This window comes from Vallitalea guaymasensis, from assembly GCF_018141425.1.
GTDB lineage: Bacteria > Bacillota > Clostridia > Lachnospirales > Vallitaleaceae > Vallitalea > Vallitalea guaymasensis.
Map to the genome: position 1 here is coordinate 152,368 of NZ_CP058561.1, position 19,263 is coordinate 171,630.

Genomic DNA, 19,263 nt, shown 5'->3' on the forward strand with positions numbered 1-19,263 from the left:
TTACATTCCTTTATCTTTTTTACTTTTTGATATAAGTCCCGTTCTTTTTATTTCCATATTTACATTTACTTCAACAGGTATGGATAAAAATATATCTTCCCAATATCCTTCCATCTCTTTCCATAACTTAGGATTCTTTTTATAAATAGCCTCTCCAAATCCAAAAATATCAACATTAAGGCTTTTACCTTTTTTAATGGTACCTATCATTTTTTTTGTAATGACTTCTTCAGTAGCTTTCCCTATTTCACTTATTACTTTAGTTTTAGTTATATCTACGTACTCGTTTGACTGTGCTATTTTACCCGAAGCAGATACATTCAAAACTATTTTTTCCAAAGTATTATTTTTAATAACTGGCTCTACTTTTGTTCTAGAACGCAAAACTTCTATAAAAACAGAATTACATTTCTCTTTTGGATAATTAACCTCAGTTATACAGCTTTGAATATCATCTAATATCCAAAGCAATCCTCTGGTTTCAGTCTCATTAAACCATCCTACAAGTTTGTTTTCTTTGAATATACCTGTATCCTTTAATTCTATATTGCCATTCCTACTTCCATTTGTCTGAATAATATTGATACCTGGAATAAAAGAACTGTGACTCTTCTTTGAGCTCATTAAATAATAATTACGCAAATCCACTTTTACACTTTTCCCGTCATTATGAGCAATTTTAATCATATCTTTAATGTTATATGCCTGTATAACTTCTAAATCAATTGTTTCACCCATCAGGATCTCTTTTGCCTCACCTTTTGCAACAAGCACAAGAGTTCTTTGTCTAATCTCATTATCTCTTTCTAATACATCTAAAATAGGTGATATCCCTTTCTTTGCTAATTCTTCTCCAATTACAATAACACTTACATGTGACCAATACCCTCTTCTGCCTGTCTGAAGGATAAAATTTCTATTAGCATCAATAAGAGAATCACCTATGACCTCTACATTTTGGGTAGGTCTTTCTTCTCCTCTTTTTCCAGATTGAGATTCAATTTTCATTTCTCTGTGAAGTATAACCTGCATTGTCAACAATAATTTATCATCATCAGTATTATCAATACCAATGCCTGATAAAATAGATATTTCATCTAATTCTTTTTTACTCCAACAACCACATAATAACGATATTTGCAATATTATACATAAGCTCAAAATAACTTTATTTCTCATTATGAACGAATCTCCTCTTAATCTTTTCTATAATAATCAAAACAGTAGGAATACCGGCTTGAACCATAGTATTATAAGGAACATTTATCATTTTAATACTTTCTTTTAATTCAGTTAAACTTCCCCATAAAATATTAGATAGTATAATTAATATTATCCCTACAGGAATAGAAAAAATACGATAGTCTTTGACACTGAATAATTGACTTATGGCAATAACTCCACAATAATGTAATATAACTATCTTTATAAATACTCCACCTATCCACAAAAACATGATTATCGAATCTAATCTCTCTAAGGACCCTATAGCACTTATATATCTTGCAAAAGATAGAAATGGATAATTCATTAACTCCACTTCACCACCAAAAGTAGCTACAATACTAATATTAACTAATATAATCATTATGCTTACAAGTATTACTGCTATATATGTCATCTTACCAATTTTCTTTGGAAGGTTAGTGAAGGGAGTAATAATTGTCAATATGATTGTCTGACTAAACCAGCTTATTTGTCTAGAAGCACCTTTTAAAACAGGCTCATACCCTTCTGCTAAAATCGGTTGTAATCTACTAAAATCCATGTCGCTTATACCCAATAAAATAATTATTATAACTGCCCCTAAAAATATTGGAAAAATAATTTGAGCCGTTCTAGCTATTACTTCTATACCTTTATAGACTCCATACATTGATGGCAACATTATACCTATTGTAAAAAATAATAACGGGGTTTCTGGCATGAATGGACCAGCAAGCACTTCAGAAAATTCTCTAATAACTGTTGCATTAAGATGAATATATAAAACACAATATAAAAAGCCAATCACCTTACCAAAATATTTACCAACTATTTTTCCACTGTATTGAATAATTGTTTTTCCTTCAAACATTTTATTAAGATTAATAATAATATAAGCTACCAAAAAAGCATATATGGTTACTATTAAAATACTAATCCATCCATCTTGTTTAGCTTCTTTGTATGTTATTGTAGGAAGATATAAAATAGCTGTAGGTGATATAGTCATAACAATCATACTAATCAGTTGCTTATATGAAATCTTTCCTTGCTCAATCATTTTATACTCCTAACAAAAATATTTTTACTTACTTTTATTAACAAATCTATTAGTTGAAGATTTTTTTGTATTCTTGCTAATAACTTCTGACCTTGAACTCATCATCCATAATGGTACACGTATCAAAGTATCTTTCATATCTTTGTTGTTTCTAGGTCCCATAGGTGACATATAAGGAGCACCAAACGATCTTATACTAACCAGATGAAGCAACAAGAAAATAGTACCTATCAACATTCCAAATAATCCTCCTGCTGCACCCAAAATCATAAAAGCAAATCTCAATATGGTGATAGAATCATTAAGAGAATATATAACAAAAGTAGCAATACCTGTTAAGGCTGTAATCATAACTGCTGGATTACTTACAAACCCTGCTCCAACAGCTGCTTCTCCTAAAACAAGAGCGCCTACTATACTTAACGCTTCTCCTATATGCTTAGGCATCCTGACTCCAGCTTCTTTTAATACTTCAAACAATATTGACATAATTAATATTTCTATAAAAGCTGGAAAAGGAACTCCTTCCTTGGATGCTGCCATCGTTATAAAAAGATGGGTAGGAAGCATCTCCTGATTGTATGTCTGAGCAGATATATAAAAACCAGGCAGAAATATTACAATAATAAGTGAAAGAACTCTTATGATTCTTGTAAAGGTTGCATACCAAGGTCTCGTATAATAATCTTCACTTGTCTGTATATTCTCAATGAATAAGAATGGTATCGTTAACGCAATAGGAGAACCATCTACTAATATGGCTATACGCCCTTCTAATAATTTACCTGCTGCTTGATCTGGTTTTTCTGTATTGCCTATGGTAGGAAATAAACTAAAAGGTTCATCTTCAATCAATTGCTCTATATAACCTGAATCCAATATACCATCTATATCTATCTTGCTGATTCTTTTCTTGACTTCTTTAACTATTTTGTCATTAGCGATTCCCTTAATATAAGCAATAACTATATCTGTTTTTGTATACTGCCCACAATTTACTTTATCGAAAATAAGTTGTGGTGTTTTAATCCGCCTTCTTAGAAGTGCAGTATTTGTTAATAGAGTTTCTGAAAAACCTTCCCTTGGACCTCTTACAACAGAGCCAATTATAGGTTGGCTGACACCTCTGTCTTTCCATTCTCTGGTATCTAATCTGAATCCACTACTATATCCATCAATTAACATGACTGACTCACCAGATAGAATTCCATCAAAAACCTCATCCATATTATTGATATCATTGATATCCACCATAGTTATTATGCTTTTCTTTATATATTCCATAAAATCATCTTTTAATTTGATATCTATATGCATTACCCTTTTTAGCAAGTCATAGTCTATCAGATTTTGATTCACCAAACCATTTATTGATATAACTACAGCTGGAATACATATTTTGCTGCCTACATTTATCTCACGAAATATAATATCATGGCTATTACCAAACTGTTTTTTGATATAGTTAAGATTAATTTTCAAATCTGTCGAAATCTTTTTATCAGTATTACTGCTATTATTACTATTATTATTGTTGTTATTATCATTATTGTCATTGTTTTTATTATTATTGCTATTATTCTTACTTTTATCTACACTTTTATCAATTAGTTTTTTTATATACTTATTCATGACTTTCATCCTTATCATTTTATATATCTATTATTTGGAAAACCATGATAAATATTCTTTAAATATCAAAGCACTAAAAAAACCTTGAGTTAATTAAAACCCAAGGTTCCCTATATATCAATTATTCAAATTTTGGTCTGCTTTTATCATACACATAATCTATATCAAATAGGTCTTCTAACTGTTTAGGTCCACGATTCATCTTAAAACCATCCAAATTACATCTATCCATAAAAATAAAATCATCATAGTATCTTAGAGTAGCACCTCTTCCCCCTACACACCAAAATACCTCAAATCCATATTTCTGTAGTTCTTTAAAACGTTCATCGTCTTTTTTAACAGATGATCCATATGGATAAATAAACAGATTAGTCTTTCCTATAATTGGTATGACTTCATCATTCCATTGTTTCGTATCCTTTTTGACTCTGGTAATACCTTTTTTCTGAAAATCAATATGTCCATAACTGTGGGAACCTAATCTCCATCCTGTTTCTTTCAATTTATCTGCGATAGCCTTAGTAGTTTTGAAATCCTCTTCAAAAGTTGGTGAATCAAACAAATCTGTCCTGTAACCCATGATTCCTTCATATCCAGTAAATCCTATAACACCCTTTGCTCCTCTAAAAGAAAAATCAGGATGTTCTTCAACAAAGACATCTGTTATTGGAACACAGTCATTATCCCTAGCTACAAGCTCTCCACCATCTGGTAACTTAGTGAAAGTTGCAACATTACCATCTTCATCTAATACTAGTCTATCTGCAAACCCATCCTTTTCCATGTATTTATAATAATTCAAATCATCCAATGACAAAATAATTGGTTTTTTCCCTTTTGGCAAATATAAATCTTTTTTCTTGATAACTGGTTTATCATCAACATATTCTGTTTCATATACCATATTTATATCTATTAATATATAGTCTCTTTCATACATCTGTTCTAACATTTTCTTGTACTCAGAAACTGTAGTCATCCAATAGTTATAACCTCTCTGCATAAAATCTCCATCAAATGCTAATTCAGGAAATACTATGAGTGAGTGAAAGAATATATTCCTTACTTCACCTTCATACAGAACAAGTTCACCTTTTTTTGTATTGTATTCATTTAATTTTTCATTCACTGATGAATCATCTTTTGAATAAGGTGCAATCTCTTCTAGTTTAGCAATAGCTTCATCATAATAATACCCTAGTGCTAATACTTCGGCTTCATTAATATATGTACTCATAATCTCATTTTTCTTCTCTACTGCTTCGTTATAATTTTCCTCATCTTCTGCAATTACATTACTTAAGAATTTGTAACTTTCCACCCACTGTTCTTGTAGATACTTTTCTTTACCTAAAGCAAAATTATTCTTGGAATCATTAATACTGTTCATCCTACCTGATAATTCACTTATAGCTTCGGTTATTTTATCTTCTTTAATATTTTGGTAGAAATCATTACAATCTTTGTAGGATGATTCACCCTTGCTGAATGCTTCAACTAACGACTTGTACTCTACATCATAGTTTATTGCTTCTACTTTATTATTCTTACAGGACACACTAATACCCACAATTAGAATAACTAAACTAACTAAAAAAAACTGTTTCTTCATATACTTCCCTCCAGAATAAGGATCAAAGTCCTTATAAAATATTACTTGATGACACTAAATACTCCCGATTAATTCATTTTTCTTATTAAAGCTCATTATAAAAGACTTACTTGATTAGATCAATAAGCCTTAATAATTGTATGAGCAAGCCGATGAGCCGAGTTCTGTCATGAATGGTCATCTATCTCGACTTACTGTCACCAGTAAGCTCTAGCAACCTACCCAAGAGCGTGACGGGTCACCACTATATGCTCTTCTATGCGGTTTTGCTCCAGATGGGGTTTACATATGCCCCTTTTGTCGCCAAAAGGGCGGTAAGCTCTTACCTTACCTTTCCATCCTTACCAAGTAAAACTTGGCGGTTTATTTCTGTTGCACTATCCTTGGAGTCGCCTCCACCAGACGTTATCTGGCATCCTACCCTATGGAGCTCGGACTTTCCTCACATACAGCCTTTCGGCATTAGTATGCGCGACCATTTGGCTTACTCACTCAGTAAATTATTATATCCTTATCTATTTTGTTTGTCAAATGGCATTTTTTATAAATGTATTATATTCCATAATTGCTTAATTTTTTCGTAATATGTTGTTAATAACTAATTATCAGCGTTTTATCGAAAAAATAAACGTTAAACAGGTTTCATTTTCTCTTTGATTGATTTATAATATGAATAGTATTTAATACCAATTAAAATTAATTAAATTTTAATTACATATTAAACTAATAATAATAATGTTTTTTTATAATATTATTAAAATCAAATATCATGTCATTTTAAGGAAATCTATTTTTCCTGAAACAAGGAAAAGCGAAGATATTCCTGTGCTGAAAATAGAACTTTCCTATAGTATAAAAAAGGAGGTATAGCATGGTTATTAGAGATAATGATATTGAATATATTCTGAAAAAGATGAATATAAGTTATGCTGACGCAGAAAAAGCTCTTATAAAATCTAAGGGTGATTTGAACAAGGCTTTGAAATATTTGAATAAGAAGAAAAACTCATTTTGCCGAAGAACATCCAGTAAGATAAAAGATATTATTCTAGATATCTTCAAATATAAATTAATTATCACTAGAAAAAATGAAACTTTAATTAATTTGCCTGTTGCATTGGTATTATTTGTTTTATTCTTTTTACGCATGAGATATATTTATCTAACTTTAGTTGACTTTTTATTTGTATTATTAATTATTATTTTAACTGATTGTAAAGTTGTCATTCAAAAGAAAAATGAATACTCCCAAGCTGATAATTTAATAAAACCAACTAATACTCCAAAAGAAACAGATGATATAATTTCTACATTGGAAGTAACTGAAGATGATGATTATAACGAAGTAAATATAGAAAATTAAGAGGTGGTATAAATGGCTAATAAGATCTTAATAGTTGAAGATGAAGCTAAGATAGCTAGATTCCTAGAACTTGAATTAAAATATGAAGGTTATGAAGTAGATATAGCATGTAACGGAAGAGAAGGTCTTGAAAAAGGTTTAAAATCTGACGTAGACCTTATTATACTAGATTTGATGTTACCAGTATTAAGCGGAATAGAAGTTTGCAGAAGAATAAGACAAACCTCTAATGTCCCTATCATCATGCTTACAGCAAAAGATGATGTTTCTGATAAAGTAATGGGACTTGATATGGGTGCTGATGATTATATAACAAAACCATTCGCTATTGAAGAACTTTTGGCACGAATGCGTGTGGCACTTAAAAGAAAAGTAATAAATAAAATGACAGATGATTCTGTTCTCATATTCAAGAATCTCACTCTTAATAAAAGACAACGTCAAGTGAAAGTAAATGATGATGAAGTCATTCTCACTAAAAAAGAATTTGAACTACTTGTTTATCTATTAGAAAACCGTAATATAGTTCTTAGTCGAGAAAATATTCTAGAGAAAGTTTGGGGTTTTGAATACTATGGCGATACAAATATCATTGACGTATATATACGATATCTTAGGGGTAAGATTGACCAAAAATATAGTATGGACATGATTCATACGGTAAGAGGGGTAGGATATTTGATAAAAGATGATGAATAAATTTCTAGTTTTCTTAAAAAAGCTACTGATTAATATATTGATTCTACCTTATACCATATTGAAATTTATAAATAATATATTTAATAATAATATTAGAAAAGTTAAGTTCTCCATAAAAAGGAAAATAACTTTCAATTATACTATGTTGTATTTCATTAGTTGTATTTTCACCTTAATAATTGTGATTAGTGGATATTTTTATTTGGAACATGAGCTTTTTATACCTAAGAAAATAAATGTTGACGAAAGCTTATTAAAAGAATGTACTACTGACCTGGAAATAAAAGATACAATCAGGAAAATAGCTGTTTATAGAGATTCAGATATTATTATTGCAGAACTTGATGATAGTATAGTCTATGCAAGTGATGATAACTTATTTGGTATACCTTATCCTGAGACAAAAATCCAGTTTTTTGAATTCATAAAAGAAAATAAGAAGTTACCATACAAAGAAATTATTTCCTTGAATAATAAGTTCCATAAGATATTTTATTATTTCAATGTCAGCTCATTTACTAATAGAGCAAAAATACTAGCCCTTCTAGTAGGTGCAGGTGAACTGTTCGGTCTATTCATCATTTGGTTATTTGGTTCTCATAAAAGCAAAAAAGTCTTAAAACCCATATATACCATGACAACAATGGCTAAGGATATAACTATATATAATATGGATGCCAGATTAAATATCAGCGAAGCCAAATATGAACTAAAAGATTTGGCTTATACGTTGAACAAGATGCTTGATAGCCTCAAAACAGATTATACTAAGCAAAAAAGATTCGTTTCTGATGTATCCCATGAATTAAGAACTCCCATTTCAATAATTGATGGTTATGCCAGCATGTTGCAAAGATGGGGTAAAAAAGATGAAGAAGTTCTTAATGAATCAATTGAAGCTATTAAGAACGAAGCAGAAAACATGAAAGACCTAGTTGAAAATTTACTGTTTCTAGCAAGACATGATAATCAGACTCTAGAATACAATATGGAAAATTTCTATATAGATGAGTTATTGAATGAAGTCATAAAAGAAACTGGAATTATTGACAAAAAACACATAATTGAACATACAATAACTCCAAATGTATTAATTAGCGGTGATAAAAACAGATTAAAACAAGCTATTAGGATTTTTGTGGATAATGCAATCAAATATACTCCACCATCCGGAAAAATCATTATAAAATCATATAAAACAGATACAGGTATAAGTGTTAGTATTAAAGACACAGGTATAGGAATCAGCCGTGAAGATTTAGGTAATATTTTTAACCGTTTTTATCGTTCAGATAAATCAAGGACCAGACAGACAGGTGGTCATGGTCTAGGATTGTCCATTGCTAAAATCATTGTTTTAGGACACAAAGGTAAGATAAAAGTACGAAGCAAGCTTGGAATCGGAACTGAAATAATTATTACAATACCAACATCCATTCCAAATTAGATTAACCAATAAATTTAAGGGGTTGTCGGATAAGATATTCGACAACCCCTGATTTCTATCTAAAACAACTTCCACCAACAAATTCCCTGATCAAAGAATTTCTAGGGATTTTTTCACTACTAACACCTAAGAAATAATCCAAGAACTTGATTAGCCTTTTTGCTTCAATATATTCTGGTTTATCTTTTGATATACTGAACAGCAATGGCTCCGCATACTGTTTTAATACTGCCAGCTCATAAACTAAAGCAGAGTTAAACATCACATCAGCTTTTTCTTGATATGGGAAGATATATAACTCCTCACCTTTTCTAACTGATGGCCACATAGCAATGGTTTTTTCTGCGTTGGTACCTCTATAAGTATTATCTCTAATAATCCTTCTTAACAATCTTGCATCTGTAGTAGGTATCCTATTATGATTATCAATATTCAGTTGAGTAAGAGCACTAATATATATTTTGAACATATTATCTCTTGGAATCCCTACTGATAATTTATCATTAAGACAGTGAATACCTTCAACTACTAGCAAATCATTCTTCTCCAATTGAAGAACTCTCCCATTATACTCTCTTTTACCAACTTTAAAATTAAATTCTGGCATTTCAACTGGTTGACCATTAAGCAGGTTCATCATATCTGTATTGAACTGTTTTATGTCTAAGGCTTCCAAACACTCAAAATCATAATTACCATTTTTGTCTCTAGGAGTATCTTCTCTATTAACAAAATAATTATCTACTGATATTGGATGAGGTTTTAATCCATTAGCTCTCAATTGAATTGATAATCTATGAGCGAATGTTGTTTTACCAGATGATGATGGTCCAGCTATGAATATTATTTTCTTGTTGTCTATATCTTTCATAATCGTATCAGCAATAGCTGCTATCTTCTTCTCTTGTAATGCTTCTGCTATTAGAATAAGTTCATTAATCTTGCCTTCTGATATCTTATTATTGAGTGCTCCAACTGTTTCTACATCCATTATTTCTCCCCAGTCAGAGGATTCTTTCAAGGTTTTGAATAATTTTTGCTGATTATGGAATGGTGCAATATCCGTAGGCTTATTTCTACTTTGGAATTGTAGGATAAAACCATCTTCATATTTTAATAAATCATAATTATTAAGATATCCAGTACTTGGAACCATATATCCATAAAAATAATCTTCAAAATCTTCTATTTTATATAAATTAACATTTGATACTCGTCTATAGTTGAATAATCTTACTTTATCCTCCATAAAATTTTCATCAAATGTTTTTATTGCCTTATTAAGGCTGACCGTCCTCTTTAAGAAAGGAACATCTTTTTTAACCAATTCATCCATTCTATTCTTAACTTCATTCAAAAATTCTTCTGTCACTTCATGACCTTTTAATTCACAATAGAATCCTCGACTTAAGGAATGATGTATTATTACTTTTGTAGATGGACCTCTTCCTAAGATGTCATAAATTGATTTTATCATCAAAAATGATACGCTTCTAAGATATGTCCTGTAACCATCTCTACTTGTTAAATCCAAGAATTCCAATTTGCAATCTTCATTTACATGACTACGCAATTCTTTTAATTTGTTATTTGTCAATGCTAATACAATAGGTGCCTTAAAATCTTTTTGATACTTTTTACTGAGCTCTAGTAATGAAATACCTTTTTCTACATGTCTTTTTCTGCCGTCTGGTAATATGATTTCCACTAAGTTTCTCATGTTAGTACCCCCTTCGTAATTTTAATTATTTGCCTCATTTTAGTTATTACTATCTAATGATAAAAGGATCTTTATTAACCTTGCTGGTAATGATTTGCAGTTGTTCACCAAAACATTTCTTAATGTACTCCTCAAACATAGGCAGCACAATGTTTTCAGTACCAAAGTGTCCAGCATCTATTAGAGCCATTCCTTTTTCTTGATAATCCATTGCATCATGATACTTGATATCTCCTGTTATATAAACATCTGCACCGTTTCTATATGCAGTCTCTGCAAATTCCATAGAACTGCCAGGACTCACAGCCACTTTCCTGATTCTCTTATCCAAATCGCCTATTACTCTAACCCTCTCCAGATTAAGTTTGTCTTTTACATAATGACTCAATTCTTCTAAAGTCATTTCCTCCAGGTAACCAATTCTACCAGTACCACATAAATCTAGGACATCAAAGTTATTGTTAGGTTCTAGAATATCACTATCATTCAATTTTAATTTGTCAGCTAATAAAACTGATAGTCCCTCACTAGCTGAATCAAGATTAGTGTGAGCTGAATATACACAGATGTCATTCTTAATCAATTTGATAAGCTTTCTACCAATGACAGTTGAAGTGTTTATATGTTTAACACCTTTAAAAATAATTGGATGATGGGTTAATATCATATCTACTTCATTTGAAATTGCTTCATCGACAACATCTTTCGTTGCATCAAGAGATATCAATATTTTTTCAACCCTCATATTACTGTCACCAACTAACAAGCCAACATTATCCCAGCTTTCAGCTAATTTGGGTGGTGCTAATTCTTTCATTTTATTAATTATTTCTATACATTTTACAGACATCCTAACACCTCTTCTAAAATGTTCAATTCTGATAGTATCTCTTTTTTTCTTGCTATTGCATTCTCTGTATTTTGTCTATCAAGAATTTCTAACACTTGTGTATACTTATTTTTCTCTACTTGTAGCTTTTCCTTAAGTAAAGGTTCTTTTTCTTCTATTAATATTTTACCATATTTATAGCCTATAGTATCATATTTTTTTTCTTTTCCTCTTTCAGCGCATATTATGTTATAATATTTTCCTTCATCTTTGATTAATTTTTCTTTAGTTATTGTGAAACAGAGTTCATGTATTTTTTTTCTGATACACTGGGTATCGGAATGTGGTGACAATATTAATTTATGAACACTACATACTATATTAGAACCATCATCTAGAATTCTTTCTATAAGTGTTCCACCCATACCTGCAATTATGATAGTATCCACTTCATTTTCTTTCATTTCTTTTAATCCATCAGATAATCTAGTCTCAACATAGTTTTCTACATTATATTCTTTAATATTCTTTTTAGCCTTTTCTAAGGGTCCTTTATTGATATCTAGTGCTATGGCATGCTTTATTCTGTGTTGTTTTGCCAAATAAATTGGTATGTATCCATGGTCTGTGCCTACATCTCCAATGACTGAATTATTATCTACCATATCACTAATAGCTTTTAGTCTATTTGATATTTCCATAGTGCCTCCTAAATAATAGTACTTAACGGTCGTTCCGATAGTATAGGAGGAATATTCCGTCAGCCAATTAAACGTCCTGTTTAAAAGGCTGAGTTCGCCGTCCATGGCTCACTACTCCATATTCCCCCTATACTATCTACACTCGTTAATATCATCTACCTTTTAAATTTAATAATCTAGTTTTTCCTTTAGTACTAAAAATCACCACTTAGAGTACAAATATATTGTACTTTATGTGGTGAATGGAATTACTCTAGATAATCTTTTAATTTTCGGCTTCTGCTTGGATGTCTTAGTTTTCTTAGTGCTTTTGCTTCTATCTGTCTTATTCTCTCTCTTGTAACGTTGAATACTTTTCCTACTTCTTCAAGAGTTCTTGCTCTTCCATCATCAAGACCGAATCTTAGTCTTAGAACTCTTTGTTCTCTATCCGTTAGTGTATCAAGTACATCTACTAACTGCTCTTTTAAAAGAGTAAATGCAGCTGCATCTGCTGGTATTGGAACATTTTCATCTTGAATGAAGTCACCAAGATGACTATCTTCTTCTTCACCGATAGGTGTTTCCAAGGAAACTGGCTCTTGAGATATTTTTAGTATTTCTCTTACCTTATCTACAGGCATATCTAATTCTTCAGCAATTTCCTCTGGAGCAGGTTCTCTTCCTAATTCTTGCAATAATTGTCTTGATACTCTTATTAACTTATTAATGGTTTCTACCATATGCACAGGAATTCTTATTGTTCTTGCCTGGTCAGCTATAGCTCTTGTTATAGCTTGTCTGATCCACCATGTCGCATAAGTACTAAATTTATAACCTTTTCTATAATCAAATTTCTCAACAGCTTTTATAAGTCCAAGATTACCTTCTTGAATAAGATCAAGGAATAACATACCACGTCCAACATAACGTTTAGCAATACTTACAACCAGCCTTAAGTTAGCTTCAGCTAATTTTTTCTTAGCTTCTTGGTCTCCATTTTCCATTCTCATGGCCAAGTCTACTTCTTCTTCTGCTGATAATAATGGTACCTTACCGATTTCTTTTAGATACATTCTTACAGGGTCATCAATATTAAGTCCCTCAGGTAAAGATAAATCCAATTCTTTGACTGGTTCATCATCCTCTTCGATTAATCCTAATACATCAATACCTGCTTTTTCTAAGATATCATATACTATTTCAATTTTATCAGCATCATTCACTAATTCTCCAAAATGGGCTTCTATCTCTTTATATTCAAGAACATTCTTCTTTTTTTTGGCCAAATCAATTAAGGCTTTCATTTTTTCCTCAAACTTACTTAAATTTCCTTCATTCGCCATAACGCAGGATCCATCCTTTCCTTGTGTTTACTAGTCTAACCATCCTTAAGAGAAATATGCAATCCTTGTAATTCTCTTTTTGCTAAAATAAGTTTTTGTAATTCACTTGTGTTATTGATAATACGGGAATTAGCATCAATATTAGCAGCTTTTATTAGTTTGACATTTTCATTTACTATTTTTTCTAATTGCAACTTATTCTCAAACAATATCTTCTTATTGAAGATTCCAGCCACTTTTTTTTGTTCTTCTAATTCCATAAACTTATTAATAATAACTGCATATTCTACTTTTTTGCTATTTTCATAGGCTTCGTAAACTTCCTTGGCAACCTTTCTATAAAACTCATCAAGAAACTCTGTCACCTTTAAATATTTTTTTACTATTTTATAGATATCATAATTATTAGCAACTAATGTTAATATACTCTTTTGTGCCAATATTATACCATCTTCTGAATTCTTGTTTTTTTGGCTATTTATTTTTTTAATTTCTTGCCTAGAAGATACAATCCCCGTATTTTTACCAGTCTCTACAACTAATTTTTCTAATAGTTGTTTTTTGGTATTATATTTTTTGGCTATTGCTTCTAGATAATTATCTCTTTCTATTTCACTATCTAATTCTAAAAGTTTTGTAGCAACTTGTTTATGAAACTTTGTTCTGTTATCCGGGTCTTCTAAATTGAATTTATTCCCTAATTCTTCAATTTCAAACATAAAGCCTGATGTAGCATTATTAATTAAATCTATAAATGCTTCACTTCCCTTATTTTTTATGAATTCATCAGGATCTTTATAATCTTTTATTCTCAGTACCCTTACTGATAACCCTTTTGATTTTAGTATTGGAATAGCTCGAAGTGCAGCTTTTATTCCAGCAGTATCACTATCATAGGATATTACAACATTATCTGTATACCTCTTAATCAATGCAGCTTGTTCAATAGTAAACGCCGTTCCCAAGGAAGCTACTACATTAGTGATACCAGCTTGATATAATGAAATAACATCCATATATCCTTCAACAATAATGATATTTTCTTTCCTGGAAGAACGAGCTAAATTAAGACCATATAGATTACGTCTTTTATCAAACAACTTTGTTTCGGGAGAATTAAGATATTTTGGATTGAAGTCACCTAATACACGACCTCCGAACCCTATAATTCTATTATGTACATCAAATATAGGAAACATAACACGATTCCAAAAACGATCAAAATATTCTCCTGGAGATTTTTTCTCTGGAATAACCAAACCTGATTCATTAAGCACTCTTTCATCATATTTTTCACTAAGATATCTATATAAATCATTTCTATAAATATTAGAATAACCTAATCCAAATTTTTTAAGTGTTTCTTCACTGATTCCTCTTTTTTGCAGGTATTCCAAAGCATGTTTACCTTTTTCGGATTTTAATTGATAGTAAAAATATCTAGCAGCTGTTTTATTAACCTCTACTAGTTGATGTTTAAAATCCATCCGTTTCTTAACTTCATCAGAAACTTCCACTGTTGGTAAAGTAATATGAACTCTATCAGCTAAAAATTTTACAGCTTCTACAAATGAAAAATTCTCATATTCCATGACAAATGTATAAACATTGCCTCCAACGCCGCAGCCAAAACAATAATACATCTGTTTATCACTGCTAACAGAAAATGATGGAGTCTTTTCATTATGAAACGGACATAACCCAAAAAAGGTACTACCCTTTTTATTTAATTGTACATACGATGATATGACATCTACAATATCATTTTGTATTCTTATTTCTTCAATTAATTCTTCTGGATAATACATATAGAATTAAAACTCCATTTCCTTAATTGTAATATCTTATTAATATTGTATTGTATTTTGCACACCCTATTATTTTTCGACATACTTTTTAAGATTCCTTTAATTAATTTTATTTTTGTTAAAAATGTTTAATTATTTGCAAATTTTTATTGAATCATTGACAAACTACACAAAGCTACATTTCTTTCCAAGAAGCAGGTATAAATAACTTTGAGAAGATGTTAATAGAATATCTATCCGTCATTCCAGCTATATAATCACATACAACTCTTTCAATAGGTTCATTATTAATATCAATCATATCTTGATACTCCATAGGTAACAGTTCCTTATTGATTATAAAATATTCATATAACTGTCTTAACATATTATGGGCTTTCAATTCATGCTCTTTTGCTTTTGAACCCACGTATACATTTTCAAACATAAATTTTCGTAGACTGTTCATTGACTTTTCCATGTCTTTACTCATAATAATATCATTTTTGTTCATACTATTTTTCACAATATCATGTATCATATTATTGATTCTAGCTCTAGACGTTGCTCCTAGAACCTTAGTATATTCTGATGGCAGATCCTTTTCAGATAGAATTCTAGCTCTTATAGCATCATCAATATCATGATTTATATACGCTATCTTATCTGACAACCTTACTACCTTGCCTTCTAGAGTACTTGGCTTCCCTACTGTTGGATGATTAATTATTCCATCCCTTACTTCCCATGTTAGATTGAGTCCTTTACCTTTGCGTTCTAATTTCTCTACAACTCTGATACTCTGTTCATTGTGTTTAAACCCATAGATACACACTTTGTTCAAGGCAAATTCTCCAGCATGTCCAAAAGGTGTATGACCAAGATCATGTCCCAATGCAATTGCTTCTGTGAGATCTTCATTAAGTCTAAGTGCCCTTGCTATAGTCCTTGAGATTTGGGCTACTTCCAAAGTATGGGTCAATCTGGTTCTATAATGATCTCCCTCTGGGGATATAAAAACTTGAGTTTTATGTTTTAACCTTCTGAATGCTTTTGAATGTATTATTCTATCTCTATCTCTTTGAAATTCCGTTCTAATATCACATGGTTCTTCTTTTATTTCTCTCCCTCGAGTATTTTTACTCTTCATTGCGTATTTATCTAAAATAATGTCTTCCCGCTTTTCTTGTTCAATTCTTAGACAATCTATATAAAACGCCCCCTTCTTTTGTATAACGTATATTATAATTAAGTCTCTAAAAAATCATTATAATTATTATATACTGCATTTTTTATTAAAATCCTCTTATTTATGTGTTTTTTCTTTTTGGTACAATTTTGTAGCACATACAGCAAATTAGGCTGTCTCATAATATCTTTTATGCCAATATCCAAAAGATAAACATAAAATGCATATTATGAAACAGCCTATTTTTATAACATTGTTCTCTTTTTATATAAACATACTTCCGATTTGATATACAATCATTGCCACTATCCAAGCTACTACCAATTGATATACAAACGAGAATATTGTCCATTTCCAGCTATTGGTTTCCTTCTTTATTACACCTAATGTAGCAACACATGGTGTATACAACAATGAGAAAACCATAAATGAATATGCACTAAGACTAGTAAAACCAGCTGCTATCAACTTAGTTGACATCTGCAACATGTTACCATCAGAGGCTACATCTCCTAGCCCATAAATAACCGTCATAGTACTCACAACAATCTCTTTGCCCATTATTCCTGCAATCAATGATAAAGCCCCTTGCCAATTACCAAATCCCAAAGGTTTGAACACTGGTGCAATAACTTGTCCAATAGACGCTCCCATACTTGTTGTTATATCCGTCTTTCCTGATAAATTGAATTCTAGTAAAAACCATATTACTATGGACGCAACAAATATTATTGTTCCAGCCTTAATTATATATCCTTTTACCTTTTCCCATACAAATATGAGAATAGTACCTGGCGAAGGTTTCTTATAAGCTGGCAGTTCTAATATTAATGGAGCAGTTTCTCCTTTTGATAGGGTTTTCTTGAATATTAAAGCAATCAATACCGCTACTACTACACCAAGTAAATATAATGAAAATGCAATTAATATTTCATTTCCTGGGAAAAATATATTCGAAAATAATATATAAATGGGTAATCTTGCACTACAAGACATAAAAGGTGTTATCAGTATAGTTGTCAATCTATCTCTTTCATCTTCTAGCGTCCTAGCTGTCATAATTGCAGGAACTGAACATCCAAAACCAAGAATCATTGGTATGAATGCCTTTCCACTAAGTCCTAATTTTCTCATGAATTTATCCATTATTAAGGCAACTCTTGACATATATCCACTATCCTCTAATATGGATATGGCTAAAAACAGACAAGCAATGTTAGGAAGGAAGATAAGTATTCCCCCTACTCCTCCTATAATACCATCAACTATTAGTGATATTAACCAGTCTGCTGCATCTATGGATGTCAATAAACTCGTAATCACGTTACTAAAGCCTTGGAATCCTATATTAAGCAATTCAGCTAAAAAGTTTCCTACTTTAAATGTGAAAGCGAACACAAGTAACATCATAGAAATGAAAATAGGAAGTCCCGCCCATTTATTAGTAACAATTTTATCAACTCTATCAGAAAATGTCTCATCTTCTTCATAAGGGTTAGTCAAAATATTATTAATGAAATCAGTAATATAATCATATTTCCTTTTTGCAATCTCTTCTTCATAATTAAATTCATTCTTTATATTTAGCTTATTGCATATTTCCCTGTCATCCTCAACAACTTTCAATCCATACCATCTTACAGTATTATGGTCAATGTCTTGTCCTGATAGTTTTTTCTCTACTTTATCTATATCTTCTTCAATCTTATTACCATAATCTAATTTAATTGGTTCATAATCTTTTTTATTACCAGCTGTATGGATAATCATTTTCAATAAATCATCTAGACCTGTCTTTTTAGTAGCTACAACTTCTACAACAGGTACATTCAGCTGTTTAGATAATTTGGAGATATCAATTATAAATCCCCTGTTTCTAGCAACATCCATCATATTAAGAGCTATGATAACTGGCTTACCAAGTTCTATCAATTGAAGAGTTAAATATAGATTTCTCTCTAGATTAGAGGCATCAACAATATTTATAACTACATCTGGATCATTTTCCAATATATATTCTCTTGTAAGGATTTCTTCCATTGTATAAGGAGATATGCTATATATCCCAGGTAAATCAACAAGTGTTATCTTATTGTCATCATATGTAATTGTTCCTTCTTTTTTTTCTACAGTAACTCCAGGCCAATTTCCTACTTTGTGCTTAGCCCCTGTATATGCGTTAAACAATGTAGTTTTCCCACAGTTAGGATTTCCTACAAAAGCAACTCTTATATTACCATTCATTGTCATATCCCTTTCTGTAAACATACAAAAAGACACTTATAAAAGTATCTTTATAGACTATCAAGTTATCTTTCACTAACTCATTTTATGGTAAGCTTTGCTTTATGATTCAATAATTCTAACAGGCATTACCAACAGCTTTTATATCATAAGCTTCATGTTCACTAGGTTGAACATGTATCTTTTCTGCAACTGTTTTACCAATTACAACTCTTGAACCTCTAATATTAAGAATAAAAGAACCGCCTGTATTATTAGATAGAACCTTTATTCTAGTTCCTTTAGTCAATCCCATGTCTTGTAGACGTTTTTTCATTCTTTGTTCTTGCACAATATCATTTACAATAAACATTTGTTTATTCTCAGCCTTATCTAATGTCATATAATCAACTCCATCTAGTGATAATGATTATCACTTGTATCAATTATATCTTACATATACTCAA

At 30.8% G+C, this 19,263-nt stretch carries 15 protein-coding genes and 1 other RNA gene; 3 read left to right on the forward strand and 13 right to left on the reverse strand.

The window, feature by feature from the left end:
- The 5 genes from HYG85_RS00695 to rnpB form a co-directional block, all read right to left on the reverse strand.
- Complete coding sequence (locus HYG85_RS00695) at positions 1–1,179, reverse strand: Ger(x)C family spore germination protein (protein WP_212691875.1); 1,179 nt, start codon at positions 1,177–1,179, stop codon at positions 1–3.
- Positions 1,169–2,266, reverse strand: coding sequence for a GerAB/ArcD/ProY family transporter (locus HYG85_RS00700; protein WP_113674662.1), 1,098 nt, complete (start codon positions 2,264–2,266; stop codon positions 1,169–1,171). Before HYG85_RS00700 ends, HYG85_RS00695 begins: the two co-directional genes overlap by 11 nt.
- 24 nt (positions 2,267–2,290) lie before the next feature.
- A complete protein-coding gene (locus tag HYG85_RS00705) occupies positions 2,291–3,898 on the reverse strand; it encodes a spore germination protein (RefSeq protein ID WP_212691876.1) in 1,608 nt (535 codons plus the stop codon).
- Positions 3,899–4,019: 121 nt separating this feature from the next.
- Complete coding sequence (locus HYG85_RS00710) at positions 4,020–5,513, reverse strand: polysaccharide deacetylase family protein (RefSeq protein ID WP_212691877.1); 1,494 nt, start codon at positions 5,511–5,513, stop codon at positions 4,020–4,022.
- Between the two features lie 137 nt (positions 5,514–5,650).
- Positions 5,651–6,004: RNase P RNA component class A (rnpB, locus tag HYG85_RS00715), an RNA gene on the reverse strand.
- Positions 6,005–6,384: 380 nt separating this feature from the next.
- Between rnpB and HYG85_RS00720 the strand changes: the two genes are divergently transcribed.
- The 3 genes from HYG85_RS00720 to HYG85_RS00730 all read left to right on the forward strand — a co-directional run bounded on the left by HYG85_RS00720 (position 6,385) and on the right by HYG85_RS00730 (position 9,022).
- Entirely contained in the window at positions 6,385–6,876 is a 492-nt protein-coding gene (locus HYG85_RS00720; protein ID WP_212691878.1) for a hypothetical protein, read from the forward strand.
- Between the two features lie 12 nt (positions 6,877–6,888).
- The gene (locus HYG85_RS00725; RefSeq protein WP_113674658.1) at positions 6,889–7,575 is read left to right on the forward strand and encodes a response regulator transcription factor; all 687 of its coding nucleotides are present in this window, start codon (positions 6,889–6,891) and stop codon (positions 7,573–7,575) included.
- Between the two features lie 202 nt (positions 7,576–7,777).
- Positions 7,778–9,022: a sensor histidine kinase gene (locus tag HYG85_RS00730; protein WP_212691879.1), complete on the forward strand. Its 1,245-nt coding sequence runs from the start codon at positions 7,778–7,780 to the stop codon at positions 9,020–9,022.
- Positions 9,023–9,077: 55 nt separating this feature from the next.
- On the opposite strand, the gene HYG85_RS00735 is transcribed toward HYG85_RS00730, so the two are convergent.
- The 8 genes from HYG85_RS00735 to HYG85_RS00770 all read right to left on the reverse strand — a co-directional run bounded on the left by HYG85_RS00735 (position 9,078) and on the right by HYG85_RS00770 (position 19,199).
- Positions 9,078–10,742, reverse strand: coding sequence for a nucleoside kinase (locus HYG85_RS00735; RefSeq protein ID WP_212691880.1), 1,665 nt, complete (start codon positions 10,740–10,742; stop codon positions 9,078–9,080).
- Between the two features lie 49 nt (positions 10,743–10,791).
- The gene (locus tag HYG85_RS00740) at positions 10,792–11,592 is read right to left on the reverse strand and encodes a Nif3-like dinuclear metal center hexameric protein (protein ID WP_212691881.1); all 801 of its coding nucleotides are present in this window, start codon (positions 11,590–11,592) and stop codon (positions 10,792–10,794) included.
- Positions 11,583–12,272 carry a tRNA (adenine(22)-N(1))-methyltransferase gene (locus tag HYG85_RS00745; RefSeq protein ID WP_212691882.1) on the reverse strand — a complete coding sequence of 230 codons (690 nt, stop codon included), beginning with the start codon at positions 12,270–12,272 and terminating at the stop codon, positions 11,583–11,585. The genes HYG85_RS00740 and HYG85_RS00745 overlap by 10 nt, the downstream gene beginning before the upstream one ends.
- A 248-nt stretch (positions 12,273–12,520) precedes the next feature.
- The gene (gene rpoD / locus HYG85_RS00750; protein ID WP_212691883.1) at positions 12,521–13,597 is read right to left on the reverse strand and encodes an RNA polymerase sigma factor RpoD; all 1,077 of its coding nucleotides are present in this window, start codon (positions 13,595–13,597) and stop codon (positions 12,521–12,523) included.
- Positions 13,598–13,632: 35 nt separating this feature from the next.
- Positions 13,633–15,405, reverse strand: coding sequence for a DNA primase (gene dnaG, locus HYG85_RS00755; RefSeq protein ID WP_212691884.1), 1,773 nt, complete (start codon positions 15,403–15,405; stop codon positions 13,633–13,635).
- 175 nt (positions 15,406–15,580) lie between these two features.
- Complete coding sequence (locus tag HYG85_RS00760; RefSeq protein WP_212693672.1) at positions 15,581–16,594, reverse strand: deoxyguanosinetriphosphate triphosphohydrolase; 1,014 nt, start codon at positions 16,592–16,594, stop codon at positions 15,581–15,583.
- 243 nt (positions 16,595–16,837) lie between these two features.
- Complete coding sequence (gene feoB, locus HYG85_RS00765; RefSeq protein ID WP_244971260.1) at positions 16,838–18,841, reverse strand: ferrous iron transport protein B; 2,004 nt, start codon at positions 18,839–18,841, stop codon at positions 16,838–16,840.
- A gap of 94 nt (positions 18,842–18,935) precedes the next feature.
- A complete protein-coding gene (locus HYG85_RS00770) occupies positions 18,936–19,199 on the reverse strand; it encodes a FeoA family protein (protein ID WP_113674650.1) in 264 nt (87 codons plus the stop codon).
- Between the last annotated feature and the right edge of the window lie 64 nt (positions 19,200–19,263).